The sequence below is a fragment of the Streptomyces sp. NBC_00859 genome, assembly GCF_045161865.1.
In the GTDB taxonomy this organism is placed as follows: domain Bacteria; phylum Actinomycetota; class Actinomycetes; order Streptomycetales; family Streptomycetaceae; genus Streptomyces.
In genome coordinates this window covers 486,345-507,901 of record NZ_CP108826.1, presented here as the reverse complement: position 1 = coordinate 507,901, position 21,557 = coordinate 486,345, and the positions used below count along the sequence as shown (strand labels likewise).

Below are 21,557 nucleotides of genomic sequence, written 5' to 3'. Positions count from 1 at the left end.
CGCCGCGTGGATTCGGAGGATCGCGGCGAGCACGTCCACCGGCCTGGCGGGTACGCCTTCGGCGAAGCCTCCTCAGCCACGGCCGGCCTCCTCGGCAGCCACCGCCGGGATGATGCCGCCGGCCAGGACGGCCCGCCGGCGGTGGGCCGGAAGGCGATGGTGCACCCGATAGCTCTCGTCCCGCGTGGTGTTGACGGCCATCAGTACAGGTTCCGCGTCCGGTGTGAGAGCCGAGTGCAGTCCTTCCAGCCGTATCCCGTCGCCCTGGGCTACGCGGTCGTAGTCGGCGGGATCGTCGAACTCCAGCGCGAGAACACCGAAGTTGGCGAGGTTCTGCCAGTGAATGCGGGCGTACGACTTGGCGATCACCACCCGCATCCCCAAGTACCGGGGGGTGAGCGCCGCGTGCTCGCGTGAGGAGCCCTGCCCGTAGTTCTCCCCGCCGACGACGAGGTGCCCGCCCGCGTCCCGGCACTCGGCCGCGCGGGCCGGGTAGCCGGGGTCGACGCGGGTGAAAGTGAACTCCGCGAGACGCGGGATGTTGGAGCGGTAGGGCAGCGCCCTCGCGCCGGCCGGTGAGATCTCGTCGGTCGACACGTCGTCGCCCACCTTCAGCAGCACCGGCAGGCACACGGTGTCTTCGAGCGGATCGAGGCGGGGCAGAGCCGAGACGCCGGGGCCGCGTTCCAGCTCCACGCGGGAGGCCTCTTCGGGTGGCAGCGGGGGTTCGAGCATCGCGGTGTTGACCGGCTCCGTCCGCAGCGACCCCACGGCGGGGTACGCGAGGCCGGTCTCCGCCGCCCAGTCGCGCGGATCGGTGATGACACCCGTCAGCGCGGAGGCGGCCGCCGTCTCGGGCGAGCAGAGCCACACCGCGTCGTCCTGGGTACCGGACCGGCCGGGGAAGTTGCGCGGAAACGTCCGCAGCGAGTTGCGGCCCGCGGCCGGTGCCTGGCCCATACCGATGCAGCCCAGGCACCCCGCCTGGTGGATCCGGGCCCCCGCCGCGATCAGGTCGAAGACCGCGCCGGACCGGGTGAGGTCCTGAAGGATCTCCCGGGACGCCGGATTGACGTCGAAACTGACGCCCGGCGGTGTCTGCCGTCCGCGCGCCATTTCCGCCGCCATGGCGAAGTCGCGCACCCCGGGATTGGCGGAGGATCCGATCACGGCCTGAGACACCGGCTCGCCCGCGACACTCCGCACGGTCACCACATTGCCCGGCGACGTGGGGCGGGCGATGAGCGGTTCCAGCCGTGCCAGGTCGATCTCCTCGTCCAGGTCGTAGACCGCGTCGTCCTCCGCCTGCAGCGCGGTGAAGGCGTCTTCGCGGCCCTCGCTGCGGAGGAAGTCGCGTACGGCCTCGTCGGCGGGGAACACGCTCGTGGTCGCGCCCAGTTCGGCGCCCATGTTGGCGATCACATGCCGGTCCATGGCCGAAAGGGACGCCAGACCGGGGCCGTGGTATTCCAGGACCCGGTTCACCGCGCCCTTCACACCGTGCCGGCGCAGCATCTCCAGTACGACGTCCTTGGCGCTGACCCACTCCGGCAGGGCTCCGCTCAGCCGGACGCCCCAGATGTGCGGCATGGTGATGCGCAACGGGCGGCCCGCCATGGCCAGCGCGACCTCCAGGCCGCCGGTTCCGACCGCGAACATCCCCAGTGCCCCGGCCGCACAGGTGTGGGAGTCGGACCCGGCGAGTGTCCGGCCCGGTACGCCGAAATGCTGCATGTGGACAGGGTGGGACACACCGTTGCCCGGCTTCGAGTACCAGACGCCGAGCCGGCGGGCGGCCGAGCGGAGGAACGCGTGGTCCTCGGCGTTCCGCTCGTCGGTCTGGATGATGTTGTGGTCCACGTACTGAACGCTCACGTCGGTGCGCACCCTGTCGAGCCCCAGAGCCTCCAGCTCCTGCATCACCAGCGTGCCGGTGGCGTCCTGGGTGAGTGTCTGGTCCACCCGGAGCCCGATCTCGGACCCGGGTTCCATCCGCCCCTCCACCAGGTGGTCCGCGATCAGCTGCTGCGCCACCGTGCCGTGTGCGGCCCGGCCTCTCCGGTCCGCGGGGCCGGCCGGTTCCGTCCGACCGGGCCGCGCCGTGCCACCGGTGGCACGCTCCGGCTGTCCGCTCGCCTCCATGCCGCACCTCCGCTCCGACAGGTGCCGGGCCCCGGTTGCCTTCTCCGGGCCCGGATCTCCCATTGTCGGTGGGCTTCGGCCTTCCTGCCCCTCGGCGCTGCCGGGGCAGGGCCGAGGGGGCTCCGAGCAGCCGGAGCGCGCGGCCGGAGACAGGACGACTGCGGCCCGCAGGGCGGCCTCCGCGCTCCCGGCCGTGCTCATCCGGGAAGCGCGGAGGCCGGCGGCCCCGACCGAACCCCTGTACCGGTCGGAGCCGCACCGGCGGCCAAGTGCGATGCGCCCGACCGCCCGGGGCGGCGACGATGTCAGGACCGCAGGCGGAAGGTGATCTCCCGGATGACGCTAGCCGCCCCGCCGGGGGCGTGGAACGGTGTCAGTGCACAAGTTTTCCCCGCTCCCTGGCACGACTGCACAAGCCGGGACGCGGGTCAGCCGTCGAGCAGCCGGTCGTCGAGGATGCCCAGCGCGGGGGAGGCGACGTGCAGCGCGAGCACGACATCGTGCGGCCCGTCGAAGCCGTTGGAGCTGTCGTCACCCTCGGTGACGCGCCGATGGGTTTCGAGCAGCGGCCGCTGCAACACCTGCTCCGCCGCGGCCAGATGAGCGAGCACTGTCTTGTAGTGAATCCGGAGCCGCCGGGCGGTCTCCTCCGTCCTGGCGTCGCGGAGCGCCCAGGCCGTCACCGTCCGCCGCAGACCCGTGCGCCGGGCTGTGTCGAGCGGGGCGAGGAAGCGGTCGGCCCACTCCGCGCAGAGCGGGTGCAGCAGCAGGTCACGGAGGATGAGGTCAGCGGCGGGAGCTGCCCGCGCCCCCGCGTCCTGCTCCGATCCGGTGCCGTCCTCCGCCGCGTTGTCCTGGATACGCATTGCCAGACCGAGCACAGCCCGGTCACCAAGGCGCTGCAGATCGAGTCCCAGCAGTTCGGCGGTGCGTGCGAGATGCGCCCGCACCGTGTTGCGGTGCTGACCGCTCAGTTTCGCGGCGCCGCTGATGCCGAAGGCGAGACCCAGGCGCACGGAGTGCAGGATCTCGGTCCTCCTGCCGGCCGGCAGCCTGGTGAGCGGCTGCAGGAAACGATCCGCCCAGGAGAGCGCCGCAGGGGGGAGCAGCCGTGACAGATCCGCCCCCCGCTCGTACTCGGCGACCCGGCCGGCCCTGTTCCGGGCCACGGCGAGCGCCTGGGTCGCCTCTTCGTACGCGGTCGCCGTCGCCGCGAGCTGAGCGCGGCGGCTGGTCCCCATGCGGTAGGCCGGATCTGCGGCCACGAGCGAGGTCAGGGCGTCCAGGGCCGGGTCCCGGGATTGAGGGGTGCCGGCCGCCGCCGCGATGATGATGACCTGTCCGTCGTCGACAGGACACCGCACCACAAGGCCCGTCTCGCGGAGCTGCTGCCTGCACTGGCCCGCGGCGGTGTCACGCAGCCCCGGTGGGCACTGGAGGATATGGACACGGACCGAGGGCGCCGCCATGGCCGTCCGGCTCAGCCGCAGGGCGTGAGCAGTCCGCCTGGCCCAGGTGACCAGCCCGCCCATCAGGAGCTGGAGCACCGCGACTTGAGCGCTCTCCAGCCCCTCGGTTCCGGTGAGCGGATGCCGTATCGCGCTTTCCAGGAAAGGCAGCACCCGGCGCACCGAATCCACCGCCCGGGGCGGGAAGTCCACCGGCCGGGTCACGACGAGCACCGGATGCGGCTTCGACGGCCCGATCGCGTAGAGCCGGATTTCGGTGGGGCCGCTGCTGATCCCGCAGGCCGCTGCTCGCCCCTCACGCAGGGCGCCGATGGTGTCGGGTGCGGGCACGCGACAAGCGTCCTCGTGGGGCCCGAGGATTTCGGCGCTGCCCCCCACCGCGGCGGACAGCCAGTCCAGCAGCACCCCCGCATCGCCGTCCCTGTCGGGACGGGCGGCCTCCAGCAGGTCGCTCAGCGAAGCCGCCCGGCCCTCCGCGGTTTCCCGGCGCAGATCGCTGATGACCCGGGCAGCTCGGAGCCACGGCAGAGCCGCGTCGGCGAAGATCACGGGTACGGCGCTGCGCCGGGCGCCCGACATCACGCACGCGTGCGCGGACGGGTCGAGCGCGCCGTTCACCAGGAGCCCGGCGGCCCCTGCCCGTGCGAGCGCGCTCAGCCGGAGACGGGAGTCGTGCGGGTCCCGCAGCCATGGCTCGTCGGGCTCGGCGACGACCAGCAGATCGCGGATGTCATCGCCGCTGTACGGCTCACTCGCGGGCACCGCGCCCGCCACGGGCCGGCATCCGTGCCCTGCCAGGTCCTGGTCGCCGGGCACGTGCGGTCCGAGGCTCCGCAGGACCTCGCCCAGCGTGGGCAAGGTTCCCCTGCCACCTGCTCTTTCCACTGCTATCACCATGATCGTCAGTCTTCGTTCCGGGTTGTACGCCGCTCCGGGCCGGGCGCCCGCGGAACGAAGGCTGCCAGATGTTCCCCCGGCGTACCGGACCCATGGGGAGCACCCGCACGAACTCAGTGAGCCCCTCTCCCCGAGTTCCCCCGACCAGCCTTGCCGGAACCCGGCGGCCGCCGATGACGGACTCCATCCCGCTGCGGCCCCGCAGGCCCCTTTCGAGTGAACGCAGTACCGAGACCGATCCCTGCGGCCCGACCCGGCGGAACCGGCGGACACACTGGACGGAATACCGCGGGCACGAGGACGGCCGCCGGGCGCTCGCAGCCCGTGGCCGGCAGCGGCCGGCCGCGCGCCACGTACCCCGCTGTCCGGAAACCTCTGCCAGGAAAGGCGTGTCGCATGCGAACGTTCCCCAAGCTCATGGCCGCAAGTGCGCTGATCGCTCAGGCCGTTCTGGGAAGCGCCGCGGCAGCGGCCGCCGATTCGGGCCAGGCGTCCGGTCACCACCACTCACCGGGCCCGGGGGACCCGGCCGGCCACCGGCTCGTCTCCGAGCTCCTGGGCAGCGACCTGACGTCCTACGTGACCGGAGGCGGTCCGGGAACGGTTCATCCCGTGCGCTCGAGTTGAGCGTCGCCCGAGGCGCGGGGCCGGCGCCCCCGGCCTCCCGGACCCTCGCCACCGCCACGGGGCCGTTCCGGACCAACTGACCCGGACGCAGGCGTGATCGGATCACGCACGCCCCGGCCGCAGCGGGCGGGAGACGGGCGGCGAGGGGCGACCGCCCCACGGGTCAGATCCGCCAGGACCGGATGCGGTCGGCCGCGTCGTACGCGTCGCAACGGCCGGTGTCGATGTCGCGGGCGAGGTCGATCAGTGCGCCGTAGGGAGCGTCGATACCCTCGCCCGCGGCGTCCATGTACGCGACGACCAGACCCACACCGAACAAGGCGTTGCGGGCCGGCAGGGGCCGCAGCCTGATGACCGAGTGCATCAGGGCGGCGGCACGCCAGGAGTTGTCGACGGTGGCTCCGACCCTGGGGGTGTTGACGCGGTGCCGGCCGACGGCTGCCACGAGGCTGGAGAAGTCGTGGATGTGCGGATGTTTGGGCAGCGCCTCCGCCTGGCGCTCCAGCAGCCAGCGGATATCCACATGGAGCTCCACGTCAGGCGGCCCGCCCCGGAGAGTCGAGCAAGGACGGCGCGTCATCCGGGAAGGCGTCGTCGAACGCGTCGGCGTTGTCGTGGACGAACGCACGGAACACCTCCGCGGCGCCTTCGAGGCGGGGGTCGCGGACGGCGTCGTGTGCGGCTCGGGCGATGAGCGCGGTCACCGTCGTTCCCTCGGCTTCGGCGCGCTCCTTGAGCAGTGCGTGCAATGCGTCATCGACCCGGATCGTCACTGGCTTCGACATACTCCGACCGTACAGCAAGGCGTACAGCACGGATACCGGCCCGCGTCCCCGGGCGCTCGCCCCGACCGGCTGCGACCGCCCCGGCCACTCCCGATGCGACCGGCCACTCCCGATGCGACTGGAGGCTCCGACCGGCGCTGTGACTCCGTGCCCGACTCCGGGAAGAGTCCGATCAAACCGATGTGCTCCGGCCGTCCAGAGGACCGCGGTCCCCCCCCGTTACCTTTTTCGTGGCTCCGCAATGGGGCCTCCGGCCTTCGGGTCCGGCATGACTTCCCCCCCTTGTTGTTCATGATCCGGGGGGTGGTGTCACCGGGTCCGGAGGCATCGACGGACCGCTGATGAGGGGCTTGAGCACCGGCTTCACCCGAGCCGGAAGAGCTCTCCGTAACGTGGATGTGGCAGCTCGGTGCCGAGGCAAGGCCGGACGAAAGCGTGATGGAGGGGCCTGCACGTGATCGATACCGGCGACATCGACGTCTTCCTCGGCCTGGACGTCGGCAAGGGCGAACACCACGCTACCGCCGTCACACCGGCCGGGAAGAAGGCGTTCGACAAGCGGCTGCCCAACACCGAACCCAAACTCCGGGAGCTGTTCGCCAAGCTGAAGGCCAAGCACGGGACGGTGCTGGTCGTGGTCGACCAGCCGGCCTCAATCGGCGCCCTGCCGCTGGCGGTCGCACGGGACATGGGCTGCCCGGTCGCCTACTTACCGGGCCTGACGATGAGGCGGATCGCCGACCTCTACCCGGGCGAGGCCAAGACGGACGCGAAGGATGCGTTCATCATCGCGGACGCGCCCCGCGCGATGCCTCACACGCTGCGGGCGATCGACGGCGAGGACGAGACGATCGCCGAACTGGAGATGATCGTCGGGTTCGACGACGACCTGGCCGGGGAGGCAACGAGGGTCGCGAACCGGCTCCACGGCCTGCTGACCCAGATCCATCCGTCGCTGGAGCGAGTTCTGGGGCCGCGGTTGCAGCACCCGGCCGTCCTGACCTTGCTGGAGCGGTTCGGGTCACCCGCCCAGATCCGCAAGGCGGGTCGGCGCCGCCTGGTCACGCTGTTGCGGCCGAAGGCCCCACGGATGGCAGAACGACTGGGCGAGGACATCTTCGACGCCCTGGACGAGCAGACCGTCACCGTCCCGGGCACCGAGGCGGCGGCACTGATCGTCCCGAGCCTGGCCGGATCCCTGACAGCGGTCCTCGACCAGCGCAAACTTCTGGCCGCACGGATCGAGGAACTCCTGGAGGCCCACCCCCTTTCGAAGGTCCTGAGGTCGATGCCGGGAGTCGGCGTCAGGACCGGAGCACGGATCCTGATCGAGGTCGGCGACGGCAGCACCTTCCCGACCGCCGGCCACCTCGCCGCCTATGCAGGACTCGCCCCCGCGACCCGCAGCTCAGGCTCCTCGATCCGCGGCGAACAGCCATCCCGGAGAGGAAACAAGCAGCTCAAACGGGCCTTCTTCCTCTCCGCTTTCGCCGCCCTAGGCGACCCGGCATCGCGGACCTACTACGACAAGAAGATCACCCAAGGGAAGCACCACACCCAAGCACTGCTCTGCCTCGCCCGACGACGGGCCGACGTCCTCTTCGCGATGCTCCGCGACGGAACCTTCTACGAACCGCGACCCGCCACGGCCGACAGCGGAGCCTAGGCGAGAGTCTCTTCACAACCCGGAAGGTGGCGGGCCACGTCGTGATTGGCGATCCGGTCCGCCAACGTCCGCGGGCTCGCTCCATGAGCGTTCACACGGTCGGAGTCGGCACCTGCTTCCAGCAGCAGCCGAATCACCGCGCCCTCGCCCCGCGAACAGAACACCGCCCTCCACAGCGGCGTATTGCCATGACGGTCCGCAGCATCGACCGTCACACCGGCGGCAAGCAGGGCTTCGACGACCAGGGGATCCTGGGCCTGCGCCGCAAAATGCAACGGCGTCCAGCCATCGGCATCAGCAGCCCCCGGGTCGGCACCCTCAGCCAACAGCACCCTCAGCACATCCACGTCCCCATCGGCAGCGGCATAGTGCACCGCCATCCGCCCCAACCGATCCCGATCCGTCATGCCAACCATCCTCACCCGGCTTGACCAAACAGATAGGGGCACCCCCCCCGGCGGAATGGTCCGGGACACGGGCGGGCGGGCCCCCGGACCCGGGCGGAGTTCCACGACTGACACGGGCGCACAACGGCCTGTACAGGCTGTGGTGGCCCCGACCCGCGTACCAGTCGCTCCGCTGTGAAGTGTGAGCTCGGCCACGCACAACGCCCCTGACGGTGACTTCGGTTGGCCGTGGACGTTGTCCATGGTGTGCCGAACACTCTGCCCGCTTCATCCTCTCCAGCGGCGGCCTCGACAGCGAAGAGCCCGCCTCGTCCCTTCCTGCTGACGGCCCGGCAAGGAGAGGCGGCCCGCACGTTGCTGGACTACGTGGGGTCACTGCCACTGGACGGCTCCGACGCCCAGTTGCTTGCCGTGGTCGTCGCCGTCCGCGCCGCCCGCCGCGGGGCGGCCAACCTGACGGGAGTGGACCTGCGCTCCCTGCGCCTGGCGGACGCCGAGGGCGCCGTCGCCGCTGTGACCGCTCTGGGCTGGCAGCCCGATGGTGACCTGCTGACCGGGGATCCCGATACACCGGTGTCCGTCACCGTGCCCGAACTGGCGGACGGAGCCGGCTGCAGGCTCCCCTTCGGCAAACCGGCCCGGTCCCGGGTCTCGGGCTGGTCCACGCGTACCCTGGCCGCCAAACCGGTCAAGAAGGCGTCGTCCCCGGCCCGGCTGGCCGCACTTCTCATGGCCGCGCACAGCTCGTCCGACGGCCGGGGCAGCCTTCCCGACGGCCTTCCCGCACAGTGCCGAGCTGCTCTTCCGGAGCTCCTGGCCAAGGGTTTCCTGTCCGAGATCGAGGGAGACCAGTACCGGCTGTCCGAAGCCGTGGGCCACCTGTCGGGGAGGTATCTCCACCCGCACGAGCAGCCGTTGCCGGGCCGTCCCGCCGGAGAAGCCGCTGAGCCGCCGAGTTGGGACGGCTGGAAGGCGCAGGCGAGTGCGGCGCTGCTCCGGCACGTCGAGAACGTCGAACGCTGTCCGCTGTGCGGGTTCTCCGCCGCGCGGGTGGCGGAGGCGTTCATGAAGACGACCGTTCGCAAGCCGTGCCCCGAGCAGGTGCGCACCGCCTACACGCAGTGGCAGCACACCCAGCCGGACCGTGGCCCTCGGGCAGCGGAGTTCGCTGCGGCATTCCGCACGGACCACCGCCACGGCCCGTCCATCAAGCAGCTGTGCAAAGGCCTGGGCTGGGGAAAGCAGCCGCGTCCGCTCCGCGCCTTCATCGTCGGGCAGCTGATCGCCGACGGGTGGCTGACCAATACGGGACCGGTGCCCTGGACGCTGCGACCCGGGAAGGCGTACGGGGGAGGTGCGTCAGCCACTCCTCAGCCCTGGCCACCTCGAGACTCGTCGGCCGGTCCGATGCGCTCGGTGGGTCCGGCGAAAGCGAGAAAGGTGGAACGAGTGCCGAGGAGCCACTGATTGTCCACTTTGCGGAAGGTGTCCTCGTAGTGTCCCACCTGCGCGGGCAGCCGAGGGGGCTCCATGCCTTCGGTATGGCCGTCGACACGGTACGTCGTGAAGTAGGTGGTTGCCGTCGCGGTCGTGCCGGATGTGAGGGTCACCAGGATGTTCGTGCATATCCGTCGGGAAAGCCGGTCGTCGGGCCGGGAGCCGAAGTAGGCGCGAAGTGCGTCACGGCCCTCAATCCTGCGGTCGCCCTCGGCCCACTCCCAGATCCCGTCGTGTGTGAACAGCTCAGCCACCTCGCCCGGCTCACCCAGGTCGAGTGTGCGGACGAACTCGGTGATCAGGCGCTCGCAGGCTCGCTCGGCGAGCAGATGGTCCAGGGGGGCAAGTGCTTCGGTGGCCATGCCTGCTTCTTACCAGGGCTGCGCAGCACTCCACGAGTCGTTTTCGCCTCCGAGCAGCGGTCCGGCGGCTCTGCCGGGCCTGTCGCGGGTCCCGGATCCAGGTTCCCGGTAGCTGTAACCCGCTGCTCGGACAGGCAGTTGGAGCCCGTGCTTTAGTTGCCATATGACTGATCTTGAGATGGTGCGGGTGTTCGTACGGTCCGACGGGACCGGGGGCAGCCCGCTCGGTGTGGTCCGCGACGGAGCGGCGGTGCCGGGCACGCAAGAACGCCAGGAAGTGGCCCGGCGGCTCGGCTTCTCCGAGACTGTGTTCGTGGATGACGCCACCCGTGGTGAGGTCGACATCTACACGCCGAGCGTGCGGTTGCCGTTCGCCGGCTATCCGCTCATCGGTACGGCGTGGCTGCTGCGGGAACACGGCACCACGGTCGATGTGCTGCGGACGGCGGCGGGTGATGCGGCCACCTGGGCCGACGGAGAGTTCACCTGGGTCCGCGGACGGCCGGAATGGATATCGGGCAAGCGCACGCAGAGGTTTCCGTCCGTCGCGGAGGTCGAGGCCCTCCCCGCACCTCCGGCAGGCGACGGCTGGCTGTACGCGTGGGCATGGGAGGACGAGGCCGCGGGCACCGTCCGGGCGCGCGGGTTCCCGCGACGCGGCGACGCCATCGTCGAGGACGAGGCGACCGGCTCGGCGGCGATGCTGCTGGCGGGCGAACTGGGCCGCGATCTGCGGATCAGCCAGGGCGAAGGCTCCGACATCGTGGCACGCGTCTGCGACGAAGGGTGGATCGAGCTCGGCGGTCGCGTCGCGGCGGCCGGGAGCCGTCCGCTGTAGGACTCTTCCGGAGCGGTCTCCCGAATCCCGATTCGTTATCCCGATTCGTTCCCGTCGTCCGGCAGTCGTCTGCCGACGATCTGCCGTCACACCCTGTACGGGCTCCCCGCGCCCGTATACCGTCGCCGTGACGTCAGGGATTGAAACGATTCATGTCGCGCGGTGCCCAGTGCTGCGCGCAGAGGGACGGAGACCGAGTGACGAGGGAAGCGAAAGCAGGACCGGGGCCTGACCGGCGCACCGTGCTCGAAGCAGGCGTCGGCGGTGTGGTGCTGGCCGCCGCCGGGCTGCCGCTCGTCGCCGCCGGACCGGCCTCAGCAGATGGCGGGCCGCCGGCCGGGCAATCGGTGACCCGGGCATGGCAACGGTACGTACAGGGGCCCTCCCGGCGAAGCGTGCGGCCCGTACGGATCGTCGCGTCGGCAGGGAAGGTGACCAGGCCCGAGGCATTGCTGGCCCCCGGTGGCCAGGTCACCGTCCTGCGGCGCGCCCAGCCGCCCGCGGCGCCACGCTGGCCGGAGGGCACGACGGCCGAGGCGTCCTCCGTGCACGCGGGCAACAACGGAAGCGACGGCCGTCCGCGTACCTATGCCGCGGACAATGCCATCGACGGCGACCCCGGCACTTTCTGGAACGATGATACCGAGGGCGCCTTTCCGGACGTCCTGACCATCACCCTTCCCGCCGAGCACGAGCTGCCCGGTGTGACGGTGGTGTCCAACACCGATGGTGTGCCCGCCGAGTTCACCGTAGAGGTCCGGACGGACTCCAGCTGGCGGACGGTCGCCACCGTCACCGGCAACAGTGCCGTACAGCGTGCCGTCCGCTTCGATTCCCCGGTCACCACCACCCAGGTGCGGATCAGCGTAACTGCCGACCAGGACAACGGGCAGGGCGTGTTCACACGCGTCAACGAGGTCTGGCCGGAAGCGGTCGACCCGGTGGCGGCGCCCAGTGTGACGCTCGACTTCGGCAAGGTGGTCGTCGGATACCCGAAGGTCGACTTCGCCTGGGCATCGGACAACCACCCCGGAGTCCGCCTGGCCTTCTCCGAGACTCTGCGGTATCTCACCGACCGGTCCGACTTCACCCGCGCCGACCAGGCCGGGGGAGCGGGGCAGGGCACCGATCAGTACGCGGTGCCCGCCGCAGGCGCCGTGTGGACGGACACCAAGGGCTTCGGTTCGGGCGGCGACAAGCTGTACGCCGACGGACTGCACGGCTTCCGCTACCTGAGGATCACACTGGACGCACTGCCGGCCGACGCGCCGGCCGCCCAGCCGTGGGGCACCGTGGCCGTCGACGCGGTGTCTCTCGACTTCACCGGCTACCTCGGCACCCCGGAGTCCTACCGCGGCTGGTTTCTCTGCTCCGACGAGGAGCTGAACCGCTACTGGTACGGCGCGGCCTACACGAACGAGCTCGTCACCGACACCTTCCGCGCGGACGACGTGGACCCGCGGAACGCCTTCAGCGCCTCGTTGGACGGCAAACTGGTCCTGCACGACGGCGCCAAGCGGGACCGCGACCCCTATGTCGGTGACGTAGCGGTGTCGGGCCGCACCCTGTACCTCACGCATGACGACGCGGCCGAGGCGGCACGCAACGTACTGGCCGATCTCGCCGACCACCAGCGGGCCGACGGATGGATCCCACCGGCTTCCATCAACAACTACACGCTCCCGCTGTTCGACTACCCGCTGTGGTGGGTGACGTGCAGCTGGGACTACGTCCTCTACACCGGGGACCGGGACTACGCGGCGCGCTACTACCCGCAGCTGGTGAAGCTGCTCGACAGCTGGTACCCGAGCGTGACGGACGACGCGGGACTGCTGAGCAAGGGGCTGAACGGCACATCCGACTACGGCGACTACGCGTTCCTCGGCCGCACCGGCCGGATCACCTACTACAACGCCAACTACGTGCAGGCGCTGAACGACGCCGCGCGTATCGCCGCCCTCCTGGGCCACGACGCGGATGCCGGGCGGTGGTCGGACCGGGCCCGCACGGTGGCCGAGGCCGTCAACGCCCATCTCTGGGACGACACGGCGGGCGCCTACCTGGACTCCTCGACGGGCGCGGTCCGGCACGCCCAGGACGGAAACGCCATCGCCATCACGGCGGGTGTCGCCGACACACGCCGTGCGGCCTCGGCGCTGGCACACCTCGACGCGACGACGAAGCTCCGGTACGGCAACGCCTTCATGGACAACGACACACTCTTCGGCGGTGCCTCGCAGCGGGTGTACGCGTTCACCTCCTACCCGGAGCTGGTGGCGCGCTTCGAGACCGGTCTGGCCGACTCGGCGATCGACCAGATCAAACGCACCTACGGGTGGATGGAGAGCCACGACCCCGGCACCACGCAGTGGGAGGGCGTCGGCCCGAACGGGTCGCTGTACGAGCAGGGTTTCACGAGCATGGCACATGGCTGGTCCACCGGGGTCCTGCCGGCACTCACCCACCAACTGCTCGGCGCGAAGCCGACGTCGCCCGGGTACGCCACCTGGGAAGTGCGCCCGCATCCGGGCTCGGTCGGCTGGGCGCAGGGCCAACTCCCCACACCGCAGGGGCCGCTCGGCGTCGAGTGGGAAAACGACGGCACGACGTTCACCCTCACCGTGCGGGTGCCGCGGGGGTCGCGAGGCTCGGTGGCTCTGCCCACGGACGGCCACCGCGCCACCGTGCGCTCCGGCAGGCAAACACTGTGGAACGGGGACCGGGCCACCGGGTCCGGGGTGCGGCGTGACGGTGACCGGGTGACCGTCACCGGACTCGCGCACGGCACCCACCGGCTCACTCTCGTCCGCGAGCACTGAGGGGTCCTTGCACTGTGCTCGCTCGGTCGCGTGGACCGGTGCCGCGTCTCGCGGCGTTGCCGAAAAGCCCGGGTGGCTCCTCCCCAAGGCATTGATGGCCAGGGGTGGGGGGAGACCCCCCTCCTGGACTCTCCGGCGCCTCGCGATGCGGGGGACCGGCCCACGCGGCCTCACCGGGCTCATAGTGCAAGGACCCTGAGACACAGCGGGCCCGGCCGGGCCGGGCCCCCGGGCAGCGGCGCGCCCGCGGACGAGCCGCGCCTGCGGGACCCACGGCACAGGTACGTCCTCTCACGTTCTAAGGATCTTCATGCATCACACGTCGGGCCAGGGCCCGCATCGGCGCGCCTTCCTCACGAGCGGGATCGCAGCGGTCGTCGCGGCGGCGGGAGCGCTGCCCACCACCTCCGCCGAGGCGGCCTCGCCGCCGGCCGGTCCGGACACCGCATCCGGTGGGACGGCGACCCCGGCCACTCCAGTCACTCCGGTCAGAGCCACTGCCGGGCAGGCGTACCGCAAGGCCCCGGCCGGGCCGTGGGATGCCCACAATCTGTCCCCGGCCGGCCGTACGGTGCGTCCGGTCGCCGTGTACGCGACCACAGGCACGGCAGAGAACACGGGTTCCCTCTCGTCCGGCCACGGCGGGGGCGCCGCACGCCTGACCGGCACGGGATCGTCCGTCACCCTGGACTTCGGCAAGGAGGTCGGGGGATTCGTCACCGTCGCCTTCGCGGCGGGCAGCGACAACGACCAGGTCGTCGGACTCACCTACAGCGAACTCTCCACCTACGTCAGCCCGTCGGCGAGCGACGGTTCCAACGGAGGCAGCAACGACGAGCCGGCTGTGCGCTACGCGGTGTCTCCCGGCGGCACGGTGGACACCGCGAAGGACACACCGGTCGCGGGAGCCCCGGCGGAGGCCGCCGCCGGTCCGGCCGGAATGCTGCGGGGCGGGTTCCGCTACCTCACCGTGGTCAACGAGACGGCCGGAGCGGTGGTGCTCACCGACGTGACGGTACGCATCACCTTCGCGCCGAACGCCTCCGACCTGCGCGCCTACCCGAACTACTTCCACTGCGACGACGAGCTGCTGAACCGCATCTGGTACGCGGGCGCCTACACGGTGCAGACGAACATCGTCGCGGGCGACCAGGGGAGGGTCTGGGGACCACCGGCAGCCGGCTGGGACAACTCCGGCCGGGTCGGCGAGTCGGGCGACACCGTACTGGTGGACGGCGCCAAGCGGGACCGTACGGTGTGGCCCGGCGACCTGGGCATCTCCGTGCTGACGGACCATGTTTCGCTGGGCGACCTCGGCACCGTACGCAACGCCCTGCAGACGCTCTACAACCACCAGGACCCGGCAACCGGGGCGCTCCCCTACGCGGGCCCGGCCGTCAACTCCGTGGGCAACTCGGACGCCTACCATCTGTGGACGCTGATCGGGACGGCCGCCTACGTCCAGCTCTCCGGCGACCTCGACTGGATGCGCACGGTCTACGGCGCCTACCGCAAGGCACTCGCCTACGCGGTGGCGAAGATCGACGACGACGGCCTGCTGGCGGTGACCGCCACCGCCGACTGGGCCCGTACCGACGCCGACGGCAAGAACCTGGAAGCGAACGCGGTCATGTACCGGGCGCTGGTCGTGGCAGCCCCGCTCGCCACGGCGATGGGGGACGCCGGTACCGCGGCCACCAGCACACAGCACGCCGGGAGGCTGAAGCGAGCGGTCGACGCCGGCGGCTACTGGGACGAGTCGGCGGGCCTGTACCGGGACAAGCCCACGGGCGACGGCGCGGCGCTGCACCCGCAGGACGGCAACGCACTCGCCGTGTGGTTCGGCCTGGCGACCGGCGACGGACGGGCGGCGACCGTCAGCCGGGCGCTGGCGGAACGCTGGACCAAGGTCGGGGCGCCCACCCCCGAGAAGAGCGCCGAATCGGTCCATCCGTTCCCCGGCGGTATGGAGGTGCACGCCCACTTCGCGGCGGGCCGTGACGACACCGCTCTGGAGCTGATCCGCCGTGAGTGGGGCTTCATGCTGAACGCCCCTCATGGCACCGCGAGTACGTTCTGGGAGGGCTACCGCACCGACGGCACATCCGACTACAGCGGTTCCTACATGAGCGCGTCCCACGGCTGGTCGACGGGTCCGACGTCAGCGCTGACCTACTACCTGCTCGGCATCACGCCGTCACCCGATGGCGGCGCGGGCTACCGCGTAGCGCCCCGGCCGGGTGGACTGAGCCGTGCCGAGGGCCAGTTGACAACGCCTTCCGGCGTGATCCGGGTGTCGTGGCGGACGCGTGCGCACGGTGGCTTCGACCTCAAGGTCGGGGCGCCGGCCGGGGAAGTGGGGGAGGTCGTGGTGCCGGTGCCCGACGGCGGATGCACGGTCCGGGTCGACGGGACCCGCGCGTGGGACGGGGCGGCGCGCTCCCACGGGGCCCGTGCGGAACCGGGGCGAGTCATCCTGTCCGGACTGTCCGGCGGTACCCACGACGTGACGGTACGCCGGCGCCGACGCTGAGATGGTGCGCTGCCACGGGCCTCTGCCGGAGCTCTCTCCGGCGGAGGCCCGTGGAGCTGAGGCCCGGCGGCCCCCAGGTTGCCCCGGCCGCATGCGCGCGTCGGGTCACGCCAGGTGGAAGACCTCGGTGAGCGGCCGCATCGCTTCGTCGGGCCCGCTGCCGTCCAGCTCCTCGAAGTAGTCCGCCATGTCGGCCTGCCAGCGGGCATTGACATCGGTCGCCGCCATCGCGGCCTGCGCCGCGGCGAAGTCCTCGGTCTCCAGATAGCCGACGAGGAGGCCGTCCTGGCGTAGGAAGAGCGAGTAGTTGTGCCAGCCGGCCTCAGCGAGCGCCGTGAGCATCTCCGGCCAGACGTCGGCATGCCGTTCACGGTAAGCGTCGAGCCGGTCCTGACGGACCTTCAACAGGAAGCAGACGCGGTGCACGGGCAGCTCCTCTCCGGTGCCACACAGGGGCACGGATTGAAAGGATTCAATTCAATCCTGGCGAAGGTACGTGCGTCCGGAAGTGGCAGTCAACCCCGGCGTGGAGCCTCTGTGTGCCGTTTGCCTGCGCTTTGTCCCGGGGGGAGGTCGACGTAACGTGCGGATGGCTGAATAGTTACGCCTGAATGTCTTGACGGGCTTCTCCTGCACAGGTCATGTTTGAGTCGTTTCAATCAGTGCTCCACGACCCGGGAGACCGGACCGTCCGCGTTCAGCGGGCAGGCGGGCCGCAGGCCCGCACGTGTGGATGTGCATCCCCCTCATACTGGCAGCCGGAATCTGTCCGGCTGTCCTCCCCCTGCCCGATCAACAGGACAAAGGAGCATCGTGACGTCTGTGGAGACTGCACAGGACACCACGGCCGCTGCCGAGGACGGCGTCGTCACCAGGCAGCAGTGGAAGTGGACCGCCCTGGCCGGCATGGCCTCCTATCTGGACGCCGGCTCGATCGTCGCCCTCGGCTCGGGACTGTCGCTCTTCCAGGACAGGATGGGCCTGTCGAGTGACGCGGTGGGCACTCTGACGGCCATCGGCCCGAACGCCGTCGGGGCGGCCATCGGCGCCTTCATCGGCGGCCGGCTCGGAGACAAGCTCGGGCGCAAGCGGATCTACCAGTACGACCTGCTCGTCTACGCGGGCGCGGTGCTGCTCATCGCTTTCGCGGTCAACCCGCTCATGCTGTTCCTGGGTACGTTCGTCGTCGGCCTCGCGGTCGGCGCGGACGTCCCCACGTCGCTCGCCCTGGTCGGTGAGTTCTCCCCGGCGAAGGCGCGCGGCAGGCTGATGGGTCTCACCCAGGTCACCTGGAACCTCGGCCCGGTCGTCGTGCTCCTGCTGGCGTGGGCGGTGTCCGGGCTCGGGCTGCTCGGCATCCGGATCGTCTTCCTGCAACTGTTCGTGGTCGCGCTCGTCACCTACGCGCTGCGCCGGGGCATGACGGAGTCCGTGGCGTGGAAGAAGGCGTCGCAGTCCGGCAAGGTGGCGAAGGCCAGGGTCCGGGACCTGCTCAGCGGCCCGAACCTGCGGGCGCTGTTCTACTCCGGTGGCATCTACCTGTTCTGGAACCTCGCCGCCGGGACGAACGGTGTCTTCACCCCGTACATGGTCAAGACGCTGGGCGCCGGCAGCCAGGGCACCAGTGTGCTGCTGTCGTGCGCGAGCTTCGCGCTGGCCATCGTCGGCACGGTCGCCATCTATATGCGCCTCGCGGACAAGGGCCACAAGTACCGCAGGGCGATGTGGATCACCGGTTCGGTGATGCAGATAGCGGCGTACGGTCTCTTCCTCGTGCTTCCCTTCACTATCTCGACGATCATCTTCAACGTGGTCCTCTTCGGCATCGGCCAGACCATGGCGGGCGAGGGCTTCTACAAGACCGTCAGCCAGGAGCTGTTCCCGACCACCCTGCGCGGCACCGCGCAGGGCATCTCCTTCGGTGTGGCCCGGATCTTCCTCGGCATCTGGTCCTTCTTCGTGCCGACCCTGGCCAAGACCGGGATCACTCCGGTCGCCGGTTTTCTCACCTTCTGTCTGCTGGTGGGCGGCATCATCGGGCTGTTCATGCCGAATACCACAGGCAAGTCCCTCGACCAGCTCGAAGCGGAGCGGGCCGCGGCCTGAACGAGAGCGTGCACGGCTGTTGACAGGCCTGCGCAGGCGCTCTAGCGTCACATATTGAATCGTTTCATTACGATGATGATCCACACCGGGAGAGAAATGACCGAGCCCACAGCACACGACGCACGGACGGCGGCGGCCAAGGCGGTCCTGAAGCGGCAGGCGATCGAGACCCCGTCCTGGGCCTACGGAAACTCGGGTACCCGTTTCAAGGTGTTCACCCAGGCCGGCGTCCCGTGCACTCCGCGCGAAAAGCTGGACGACGCCGCGAAAGTGCACGAGTTCACCGGGGTGGCGCCCACGGTGGCGCTGCACATCCCGTGGGACAGGGTCGAAGGGCCGGACGGCTACCAGGACCTCGCCAAGTACGCCGCGGAGCGCGGAGTGAAGCTCGGCACGGTCAACTCCAACGTCTTCCAGGACGACGACTACAAGCTGGGCAGTGTCACCAACCCGGACCCGGCCGTGCGCCGCAAGGCGCTCGGTCATCTCCTGGAATGCGTCGACATCATGGACGAGACCGGCTCGCGCGATCTGAAGCTGTGGTTCTCGGACGGCACCAACTACCCCGGCCAGGACGACATCCGTGCCCGGCAGGACCGGTTGGCCGATGCGCTCCGGGCGGTGTACGAGCGGCTCGGCGAGGACCAGCGGATGGTCCTGGAGTACAAGTTCTTCGAGCCCGCCTTCTACGCGACCGACGTGCCGGACTGGGGCACGTCGTACGCGCACTGCCTCAAGCTCGGCGACAAGGCGAAGGTGTGTGTGGACACGGGCCACCACGCGCCGGGCACCAACATCGAGTTCATCGTCGCGCTCCTGCTGCGTGAGGGGAAGCTCGGCGCGTTCGACTTCAACTCCCGTTTCTTCGCCGACGACGACCTGATGGCGGGGGCGGCCGACCCCTTCCAGCTGTTCCGGATCATGTACGAGGTGCGGCGCGGCGGCGGCCTGGACGCCGGCATCGCTTTCATGCTCGATCAGTGCCACAACATCGAGGCGAAGATCCCGGCGGTCATCCGGTCGGTGATGAACGTCCAGGAGGCCACGGCCAAGGCGCTCCTCGTGGATGACGGTCTGCTGTCCGCCGCGCAGCGCTCCGGCGATGTGCTCGCCGCGAACGCCGTGCTGATGGATGCCTACAACACCGACGTAAGGCCGCTGCTCGCCGAGGTCCGCGAGGAACAGGGCCTCGCACCCGACCCCGTCGCCGCCTACCACCGTTCCGGCTGGGCCGAGCGCATCGTCGCGGAGCGTGCCGGAGGCCGGCAGGCGGGCTGGGGCGCCTGACCCCCCGTTCACACCCACATCCCTCACCTCATAAGGACTTGCTCATGGCCTCCGCCACCCCTTCCCAAGAACTGCTGGCCCGCTCGCACCGGCTCGGTGCCGACCCGCGCAACACCAACTACGCGGGCGGAAACACCTCCGCGAAGGGGCCCGGCACCGACCCGGTGACCGGCGGCGATGTCGAGCTGATGTGGGTCAAGGGCTCGGGGGGAGACCTCGGCACGCTCACTGCCGACGGACTCGCCGTTCTGCGCCTGGACAGGCTCAGGGCGCTCAGGGACGTATATCCCGGTGTGGAGCGCGAGGACGAGATGGTCGCCGCGTTCGACTACTGCCTGCACGGCAAGGGCGGTGCCGCGCCGTCCATCGACACCGCGATGCACGGCCTGGTGGACGCCGCCCACGTCGACCACCTCCACCCCGACTCGGGGATCGCCCTCGCCTGCGCCGCGGACGGCGAGAAGCTGACCGCCGAGTGCTTCGGCGCGCGTGTGGTGTGGGTGCCGTGGCGGCGCCCCGGTTTCCAGCTCGGGCTGGACATCGCGGCCGTCAAGGAGGCCAACCCGCAGGCGATCGGCTGTGTGCTGGGGGGCCATGGCATCACCGCGTGGGGTGCCACGGCGGACGAGTGCGAGCAGAACGCACTGCACATCATCCGTACGGCGGAGACGTTCCTCGCCCAGCACGGCAAGGCCGAGCCCTTCGGCCCCGTGGTCGAGGGGTACGCGGCCCTGGGTGCCGCTCAGCGCAGGGAACGGGCCGCGGAACTGGCCCCGGCGATCAGGGGACTGGCCTCCCAGGACCGGCCTCAGGTGGGCCACTTCAACGACTCCGAGACCGTCCTCGACTTCCTCGCCAGCGCCGAGCACCCCCGTCTGGCGGCGCTCGGTACCTCGTGTCCGGACCACTTCCTCCGTACGAAGGTCAGGCCGCTGGTCCTGGACCTGCCTCCCAGCGTGTCGCCCGACGAGGCCATCGCCAGGCTCAGGGAACTGCACGCCGGGTACCGGGAGGAGTACGCCGCCTACTACGACCGGCATGCGGAGCCCGGCTCGCCCGCCATGCGCGGAGCCGATCCGGCGATCGTGCTGGTGCCCGGGGTGGGGATGTTCTCCTTCGGCAAGGACAAGCAGACGGCACGGGTGGCGGGCGAGTTCTACGTCAACGCGATCAACGTGATGCGCGGAGCCGAGGCCGTCTCGACGTACGCGCCGATCGAGGAGTCCGAGAAGTTCCGCATCGAGTACTGGGAGCTGGAGGAGGCGAAGCTCCGGCGCATGCCGAAGCCCAAGCCGCTGGCGACGCGGGTGGCCCTGGTGACGGGGGCGGGCAGCGGCATCGGCAAGGCGATCGCGCATCGCCTGGTGGCGGAGGGCGCGTGTGTGGTGGTCGCCGATCTGAACGGTGACAACGCCGCTGCCGTGGCGGGTGAACTGGGCGGCGCCGACAAGGCGGTCGCCGTGACCGTGGACGTGACGTCCGAGGATCAGATCGCCGAGGCGTTCAAGGCCGCCGCGCTGGCCTTCGGCGGCGTCGACCTGGTGGTCAACAACGCGGGCATCTCCATCTCCAAGCCGCTCCTCGAGACGACGGCGCGGGACTGGGACCTGCAGCACGACATCATGGCGCGTGGTTCCTTCCTCGTGTCGCGTGAGGCTGCCCGGGTGATGCAGGCGCAGTCCCTCGGCGGTGACATCGTCTACATCGCCTCCAAGAACGCGGTGTTCGCCGGCCCGAACAACATCGCGTACTCCGCGACGAAGGCCGACCAGGCGCACCAAGTCAGGCTCCTGGCAGCCGAGTTGGGCGAACACGGTATTCGCGTGAACGGTGTCAACCCGGACGGCGTGGTGCGCGGCTCCGGGATCTTCGCCGGCGGCTGGGGCGCGCAGCGCGCGGCGACGTACGGGATCGAGGAGGAGAAGCTCGGCGAGTTCTACGCCAAGCGCACCATCCTCAAGCGCGAGGTGCTGCCGGAGCACGTGGCGAACGCGGTGTTCGCCCTGACCGGCGGGGATCTGACCCACACCACAGGTCTGCACATCCCAGTGGACGCGGGCGTCGCGGCGGCGTTCCTGCGCTGACCCGTACCCACCCCATGTCACGGCGGCCGCGCACCGCA

At 70.4% G+C, this 21,557-nt stretch carries 16 protein-coding genes; 9 read left to right on the top strand and 7 right to left on the bottom strand.

The genetic code is table 11. From position 1 onward, the window contains the following. Window positions 1-72 precede the first annotated feature (72 nt). Together OG584_RS02345 and OG584_RS02340 are read right to left on the bottom strand one after the other, a co-directional pair. Entirely contained in the window at window positions 73-2,142 is a 2,070-nt protein-coding gene (locus tag OG584_RS02345) for an aconitate hydratase (RefSeq protein ID WP_405774457.1), read from the bottom strand. Between the two features lie 428 nt (window positions 2,143-2,570). Continuing rightward, the gene (locus tag OG584_RS02340) at window positions 2,571-4,508 is read right to left on the bottom strand and encodes a helix-turn-helix domain-containing protein (RefSeq protein WP_405774455.1); all 1,938 of its coding nucleotides are present in this window, start codon (window positions 4,506-4,508) and stop codon (window positions 2,571-2,573) included. A gap of 396 nt (window positions 4,509-4,904) precedes the next feature. Here OG584_RS02340 and OG584_RS02335 point away from each other — a divergent pair, with 396 nt between their 5' ends. After that, window positions 4,905-5,135, top strand: a complete 231-nt coding sequence (locus tag OG584_RS02335; RefSeq protein ID WP_405774453.1) for a hypothetical protein — start codon at window positions 4,905-4,907, stop codon at window positions 5,133-5,135. Between the two features lie 163 nt (window positions 5,136-5,298). On the opposite strand, the gene OG584_RS02330 is transcribed toward OG584_RS02335, so the two are convergent. Both OG584_RS02330 and OG584_RS02325 read right to left on the bottom strand, forming a co-directional pair. Beyond that, window positions 5,299-5,715: a toxin Doc gene (locus OG584_RS02330; RefSeq protein ID WP_405774451.1), complete on the bottom strand. Its 417-nt coding sequence runs from the start codon at window positions 5,713-5,715 to the stop codon at window positions 5,299-5,301. Further along, window positions 5,672-5,920 carry a ribbon-helix-helix protein, CopG family gene (locus OG584_RS02325; protein WP_405774449.1) on the bottom strand — a complete coding sequence of 83 codons (249 nt, stop codon included), beginning with the start codon at window positions 5,918-5,920 and terminating at the stop codon, window positions 5,672-5,674. The genes OG584_RS02330 and OG584_RS02325 overlap by 44 nt, the downstream gene beginning before the upstream one ends. A 454-nt stretch (window positions 5,921-6,374) precedes the next feature. On the opposite strand from OG584_RS02325, the gene OG584_RS02320 reads away from it, so the two are divergent. Next, window positions 6,375-7,586, top strand: a complete 1,212-nt coding sequence (locus OG584_RS02320) for an IS110 family transposase (protein WP_405774447.1) — start codon at window positions 6,375-6,377, stop codon at window positions 7,584-7,586. On the opposite strand, the gene OG584_RS02315 is transcribed toward OG584_RS02320, so the two are convergent. Beyond that, window positions 7,583-7,993, bottom strand: a complete 411-nt coding sequence (locus OG584_RS02315; protein ID WP_405774445.1) for an ankyrin repeat domain-containing protein — start codon at window positions 7,991-7,993, stop codon at window positions 7,583-7,585. The two genes, OG584_RS02320 and OG584_RS02315, sit on opposite strands and share 4 nt — an antisense overlap. Before the next feature lie 354 nt (window positions 7,994-8,347). Between OG584_RS02315 and OG584_RS02310 the strand changes: the two genes are divergently transcribed. After that, window positions 8,348-9,460, top strand: a complete 1,113-nt coding sequence (locus OG584_RS02310) for a hypothetical protein (protein ID WP_405774443.1) — start codon at window positions 8,348-8,350, stop codon at window positions 9,458-9,460. On the opposite strand, the gene OG584_RS02305 is transcribed toward OG584_RS02310, so the two are convergent. After that, window positions 9,364-9,852: a nuclear transport factor 2 family protein gene (locus OG584_RS02305; protein ID WP_405774440.1), complete on the bottom strand. Its 489-nt coding sequence runs from the start codon at window positions 9,850-9,852 to the stop codon at window positions 9,364-9,366. The two genes, OG584_RS02310 and OG584_RS02305, sit on opposite strands and share 97 nt — an antisense overlap. Window positions 9,853-10,015: 163 nt before the next feature. Here OG584_RS02305 and OG584_RS02300 point away from each other — a divergent pair, with 163 nt between their 5' ends. The 3 genes from OG584_RS02300 to OG584_RS02290 all read left to right on the top strand — a co-directional run bounded on the left by OG584_RS02300 (window position 10,016) and on the right by OG584_RS02290 (window position 16,042). After that, window positions 10,016-10,690: a PhzF family phenazine biosynthesis protein gene (locus tag OG584_RS02300; RefSeq protein ID WP_405774438.1), complete on the top strand. Its 675-nt coding sequence runs from the start codon at window positions 10,016-10,018 to the stop codon at window positions 10,688-10,690. A gap of 197 nt (window positions 10,691-10,887) precedes the next feature. After that, complete coding sequence (locus OG584_RS02295; protein WP_405774437.1) at window positions 10,888-13,509, top strand: alpha-L-rhamnosidase C-terminal domain-containing protein; 2,622 nt, start codon at window positions 10,888-10,890, stop codon at window positions 13,507-13,509. Between the two features lie 310 nt (window positions 13,510-13,819). Next, complete coding sequence (locus OG584_RS02290) at window positions 13,820-16,042, top strand: alpha-L-rhamnosidase C-terminal domain-containing protein (protein WP_405774435.1); 2,223 nt, start codon at window positions 13,820-13,822, stop codon at window positions 16,040-16,042. A gap of 105 nt (window positions 16,043-16,147) precedes the next feature. Here the strand turns inward: OG584_RS02290 and OG584_RS02285 are convergent, their stop codons facing one another. Then, on the bottom strand, window positions 16,148-16,468 hold the full coding sequence (locus tag OG584_RS02285) for an L-rhamnose mutarotase (RefSeq protein ID WP_405774433.1): 321 nt from the start codon (window positions 16,466-16,468) through the stop codon (window positions 16,148-16,150). A gap of 396 nt (window positions 16,469-16,864) precedes the next feature. On the opposite strand from OG584_RS02285, the gene OG584_RS02280 reads away from it, so the two are divergent. The 3 genes from OG584_RS02280 (at window position 16,865) to OG584_RS02270 (ending at window position 21,519) form a co-directional block, all read left to right on the top strand. Continuing rightward, entirely contained in the window at window positions 16,865-18,148 is a 1,284-nt protein-coding gene (locus OG584_RS02280) for an MFS transporter (protein WP_405774431.1), read from the top strand. Between the two features lie 96 nt (window positions 18,149-18,244). After that, on the top strand, window positions 18,245-19,435 hold the full coding sequence (gene rhaI, locus OG584_RS02275) for an L-rhamnose isomerase (RefSeq protein WP_405774429.1): 1,191 nt from the start codon (window positions 18,245-18,247) through the stop codon (window positions 19,433-19,435). Window positions 19,436-19,479: 44 nt separating this feature from the next. Beyond that, window positions 19,480-21,519, top strand: coding sequence for a bifunctional aldolase/short-chain dehydrogenase (locus tag OG584_RS02270; protein ID WP_405774427.1), 2,040 nt, complete (start codon window positions 19,480-19,482; stop codon window positions 21,517-21,519). Window positions 21,520-21,557 lie beyond the last annotated feature (38 nt).

Excerpts from the sequence above, each read along its gene's own strand:
- OG584_RS02345 (WP_405774457.1), bottom strand. The coding sequence starts at position 2,142 with ATGGAGGCGAGCGGACAGCCGGAGCGTGCCACCGGTGGCACGGCGCGG.
- OG584_RS02340 (WP_405774455.1), bottom strand. The coding sequence starts at position 4,508 with ATGGTGATAGCAGTGGAAAGAGCAGGTGGCAGGGGAACCTTGCCCACG.
- OG584_RS02335 (WP_405774453.1), top strand. The coding sequence starts at position 4,905 with ATGCGAACGTTCCCCAAGCTCATGGCCGCAAGTGCGCTGATCGCTCAG.
- OG584_RS02330 (WP_405774451.1), bottom strand. The coding sequence starts at position 5,715 with ATGACGCGCCGTCCTTGCTCGACTCTCCGGGGCGGGCCGCCTGACGTG.
- OG584_RS02325 (WP_405774449.1), bottom strand. The coding sequence starts at position 5,920 with ATGTCGAAGCCAGTGACGATCCGGGTCGATGACGCATTGCACGCACTG.
- OG584_RS02315 (WP_405774445.1), bottom strand. The coding sequence starts at position 7,993 with ATGACGGATCGGGATCGGTTGGGGCGGATGGCGGTGCACTATGCCGCT.
- OG584_RS02305 (WP_405774440.1), bottom strand. The coding sequence starts at position 9,852 with ATGGCCACCGAAGCACTTGCCCCCCTGGACCATCTGCTCGCCGAGCGA.
- OG584_RS02300 (WP_405774438.1), top strand. The coding sequence starts at position 10,016 with ATGACTGATCTTGAGATGGTGCGGGTGTTCGTACGGTCCGACGGGACC.
- OG584_RS02290 (WP_405774435.1), top strand. The coding sequence starts at position 13,820 with ATGCATCACACGTCGGGCCAGGGCCCGCATCGGCGCGCCTTCCTCACG.
- rhaI (WP_405774429.1), top strand. The coding sequence starts at position 18,245 with ATGACCGAGCCCACAGCACACGACGCACGGACGGCGGCGGCCAAGGCG.
- OG584_RS02270 (WP_405774427.1), top strand. The coding sequence starts at position 19,480 with ATGGCCTCCGCCACCCCTTCCCAAGAACTGCTGGCCCGCTCGCACCGG.